The organism is Dietzia sp. DQ12-76 (assembly GCF_014145045.1).
Taxonomy (GTDB): domain Bacteria; phylum Actinomycetota; class Actinomycetes; order Mycobacteriales; family Mycobacteriaceae; genus Dietzia.
Genome location: NZ_JAALDV010000382.1, coordinates 1 through 1,766, shown reverse-complemented (window position 1 = coordinate 1,766; position 1,766 = coordinate 1). Strand labels below are relative to the sequence as shown.

2 protein-coding genes are annotated in these 1,766 nt (G+C 71.3%); both read right to left on the bottom strand.

The window, feature by feature from the left end; genetic code table 11:
- The coding region (locus G6019_RS12915) for an AAA family ATPase (protein WP_182627743.1) at window positions 1–876 on the bottom strand (876 nt) is incomplete at its 3' end.
- Between the two features lie 195 nt (window positions 877–1,071).
- A partial coding sequence (locus G6019_RS17390; RefSeq protein WP_241726033.1) for an NlpC/P60 family protein occupies window positions 1,072–1,766 on the bottom strand: 695 nt, incomplete at its 5' end.

The following is a 1,766-nucleotide window of genomic DNA, read 5'->3' as shown; positions in this document are numbered from 1 at the left end:
GCGACCCCGGACCAGGGCCAGCGCCCGGGCCGCGGTGACGGCCCCCAGGGTGGCGCGGGGGGACGCGCCGTACGCGAGCCATCTGGCGACGTCCTCGAGGCCGTGCCTCCCGGGTTCGCGGGTCGCGACGGTGACGCGGACCACGTAGTCGACCAGCGCGTGGTGGACGAAGACCTCACGCACCGCGTCCTGGAGCCGGAGCAGCGCGTCCACGCCGAGGACGCGTGAGGGCTCCGGGGGACGGGTCCCCATCCGGTAGACGATCTCCCGCTCCTCCTCGGGGCTGGGGTAGTCCACCACGAGCTTGAAGAGGAACCGGTCCCGCTGGGCCTCCGGGAGCTGGTACACGCCTTCGCTCTCGATGGGGTTCTGGGTCGCCATCACCAGGAACGGTGCCGGCATCGGGAAGGTCTGCCCGCCGATCGAGACGTGGCCCTCCGCCATCACCTCGAGCAGGGCCGACTGGACCTTTGCCGGGGCGCGGTTGATCTCGTCGGCCAGTACGAAGTTGGCCAGGATCGGACCGAGCTCGACCTCGAACTCCTCGCGGCCCTGGCGGTAGATCCGGGTTCCCACGATGTCCGCCGGGACGAGGTCCGGGGTGAACTGGAGGCGTCGGAAGCTGCCCCCCACCACGGAGGCGAAGGTCTCCACGGTGAGCGTCTTGGCGACCCCGGGCACGCCCTCGAGGAGGATGTGGCCGCGCGAGAGCAGTCCCACCAGGATCATCTCGATGAGCCTGTCCTGACCCACCACGACTTTCTTGACCTCGTACACCGCCTGCTCCAGGAGCCTGGCGTCCGAGACCGCGGAGGACGCGCTAACCGCGGGGTCGGAACCCGGGTCGGCCGGATGGTCGGTTCGGGGATCGCTCACCGCGGGGGGCTCCTTCGCGAGATCTGGGGTCTGAGGCCCGTGGTCCGAGGCCCGGGGTCCGAGGTCTGTGGTCGGTGGCACCGGGGCCGTACCGTCAGGACGGACTGCGATCGACAGTACCGGTGCACGGCCGTTCCCGGACCGACCAGTGCCCGGCCGACGAGCGGCCGGGCACCGTGGGTCGGCGCGATGTCGTCAGGTCAGCCGGACGACCATGGGTGAGATCCCCGCCATCCGCACCGGTGAGATCTTGACGACGTCGCCGGACTGCGGGGCCTCGACCATCCGGCCGTCACCCAGGTACAGCGCCACGTGACCGGGCCAGAAGAGCATGTCGCCGCGCTGGCGGGTGGCCACCGGGTACTGGGGGCCCGCCGTGTACTGGTAGCCGGTGAAGTGTGGGAGGGCTTTGCCGATCCCGGCGAACGCGTAGATCATCAGGCCGGAGCAGTCGAAGCCGATCTTGTTGTAGTCACCGTGACTGTCCGCGACGCCACCGTCCCGGATGCCGCGCGTGGGCCCGTTGGCGTCTCCGCCTCCCCAGGCGTAGGGGACGCCGAGTTGGGACAGTGCCCGGTTGACGACCGTCTCCACCCTGGCCGAGCTCGACGGGGTGCCCGTGTTGCCGCCCCCCTGGCCGGGCGCGGGAGCAGGTGCTGCCGGGCCCTGTTGGATGGACCCGAAGTCGGCCCGTCCGATCGCGTCGGCCACCTGTTGGATGATCGCCTCGGTGTTCCCGTTGACACCCGCGTCGATCGCGGCTCCGACGCTGCCGGCGTCGATCGTCCCGCCGATCGCCCTCGCCGCCCCGTCGGAGGATCCCGCGGCGAACTGGCGCACCGCGCCGAGGTCGAGATGGCCGGGGAGCGCCGAGGCGATGTCCGCCGCCT